3 protein-coding genes are annotated in these 2099 nt (G+C 59.6%); all 3 read left to right on the top strand.

The features are described 5' to 3' along the window. The coding region (locus ABK249_RS33690) for an ATP-binding protein (RefSeq protein WP_348864914.1) at window positions 1-935 on the top strand (935 nt) is incomplete at its 5' end. 407 nt (window positions 936-1342) lie between these two features. After that, on the top strand, window positions 1343-1510 hold the full coding sequence (gene napE, locus ABK249_RS33685; RefSeq protein WP_037146038.1) for a periplasmic nitrate reductase, NapE protein: 168 nt from the start codon (window positions 1343-1345) through the stop codon (window positions 1508-1510). 282 nt (window positions 1511-1792) lie between these two features. Beyond that, the gene (locus tag ABK249_RS33680; RefSeq protein ID WP_227705915.1) at window positions 1793-2080 is read left to right on the top strand and encodes a chaperone NapD; all 288 of its coding nucleotides are present in this window, start codon (window positions 1793-1795) and stop codon (window positions 2078-2080) included. Window positions 2081-2099 lie beyond the last annotated feature (19 nt).

Below are 2099 nucleotides of genomic sequence, written 5' to 3'. Positions count from 1 at the left end.
GGCGCCGCCAGCCCCTCAATCCGAAGCTGGTGGATGTCGGGCAGTTGGTAACCGGTTTCTCCGATCTTTTAAGACGCTCGCTCGGCGAGACGATCGAATTCCGTACTGTCGTCACGGGAGCTTCCAATGAGGCGCTCGTCGATGCGTCGCAGCTCCAGAACGCGCTTCTTAACCTTGCCCTCAATGCCCGCGATGCCATGCCGCGCGGCGGCAAACTGACGATCGACATCTCAAGGGTCAAGCTGGACGTCGATTATGCCCAGATGTATCCGCATATGCGCACCGGCGACTATGTGCTGATCTCGGTGACGGACACAGGCACGGGCATGACGCCGGAGGTGAAGGAAAAGGCCTTCGAACCGTTCTTCACCACCAAGGGTGTCGGTTCCGGAACCGGCCTTGGCCTTTCCATGGTCTATGGTTTCGCCAAGCAGTCCGGCGGCAATATCCAGCTCTACAGCGAGCCGGGGCAGGGCACCAGTGTCAGGCTCTTCCTGCCGGCGGCGCAAAAGGAGGATGCGAAGATGTCCGCGGAAGTGGCGACTGCTTCAAGGGCGGCGGCGATTCCCGGCGGTACGGAGAAAATCCTGGTCGTGGAGGATGATCCCAGGGTGCGGCGTGTGGCGGTCTCACGCCTGATCGATTTCGGCTATCAGGTTGTCGAGGCGGCAAATGGCGTGGAGGCGCTCGACCGGCTCGCCCAGAACGACGATATCGCGCTGCTGTTTACCGACATCGTCATGCCGGGCGGCATGACAGGCGACGAACTGGCGGCGGAAGTCCGTGCGAGGCGTCCGAATATCAGGGTGCTGTTCACGTCGGGTTATGCCGAGCCGGCGATCGCCGGACGCGAACTTGCCCAATCGGGAAGCTGGCTCAAGAAGCCCTACACGGCACGAGAGCTTGCGGTCGAGCTTCGCGATATCTTGAATTGACCGACTTCGCTTCTGCGTCAATAACAAACGTCGCCGATAGCACGTACGATCGTCGCTTCGATCTTTTGCGATGAGAAGGGTTCCGCTGGTGCTCATAGGGGCGCCGCGACGATGGTTGCGTTCGGCGGTGAATTCGCGTTGTTAAAAGCTCCTTCGCCAACCCCGGCATGAGAACCGACCAGTGGAGAAGCCAGCGGCTGGATTAACCTAGCGTCTGACTTTAGCCTTGGGAACGAGGAGTTTTTTGGTTCTGCTAGCATTGGCGCCCGGCCCGGCTGCAATCTGGCGATGATAATCTTCAGTTTCTTCATAAAGTCGAGTTTACTTCTCGCAAGCTTGCTCTAGGTCAAATCGACGTCACTGGGCGCAGCATGGAGGATTGATTGGTCAATTTTTCCACCGAGCAACTGAAGGATGGGGCGCCAAAATCCCGCAGGCGCGCTGAACTTTTAACATTTGTCATCCTGGCCTTTGGCATCTGGCCTATCGTCGCCGTTGGCGTGGTCGGCGGATACGGCTTCCTGGTCTGGATGTACCAGATCATCAGCGGCCCTCCCGGTCCCCCCGGTCATTGAGGCTCGTCATGCAGGATCGTTGCCTCACCCGATACCGTATCCTGCCAGACAGGATAACGTCAGACACGGGCGCCCGACCTCGAGGTTTTGGCCCCCGTTCGTTCCATGCAGACACGGGATTCGGCGTCCTGGCCGAACGATGTCCTGCCGAGGTTATCGGCGCCTGGCCGGCGCGCGGTGACCTCCTCCTTCCGGAAAACGACAACGAAGCCGTCGCCGGTAGCATTGCATGCAAGGCGTCTGCCCTGTCGGCGCGATGCGCGTGGAACAGGGGGATATCCGATGTCTGAAGGGAAGCAGCGCTACTACGTGTCCAGCGCGGTGATCGTGATGAAGCCGCAGGACCAGGAACGTGTTCGCCGGGCAATATCCGAGATGAGCAACGTCGAGGTTCACGGCGTTCAGGACGGCAAGATGGTTGTCGTCATCGAAGGTTACAGCAGCGGCCAGCTGGGTGCGGCCTTGTCGGCAATCTCGGCGATTGACGGCGTGGTCGCCGCGAACATGGTTTTTGAACATTCCGAAGAGCAAGAGGGTATCGCAGATGAAGGGAGAACTGACGCGGCGTGATCTCATCAAGGCGCATGCG

It is taken from the genome of Neorhizobium phenanthreniclasticum (genome assembly GCF_040066075.1).
GTDB lineage: Bacteria > Pseudomonadota > Alphaproteobacteria > Rhizobiales > Rhizobiaceae > Neorhizobium > Neorhizobium petrolearium.
This window is presented reverse-complemented; position numbering and strand designations above follow the sequence as displayed.

Excerpts from the sequence above, each read along its gene's own strand:
- ABK249_RS33680 (WP_227705915.1), top strand. The coding sequence starts at position 1,793 with ATGTCTGAAGGGAAGCAGCGCTACTACGTGTCCAGCGCGGTGATCGTG.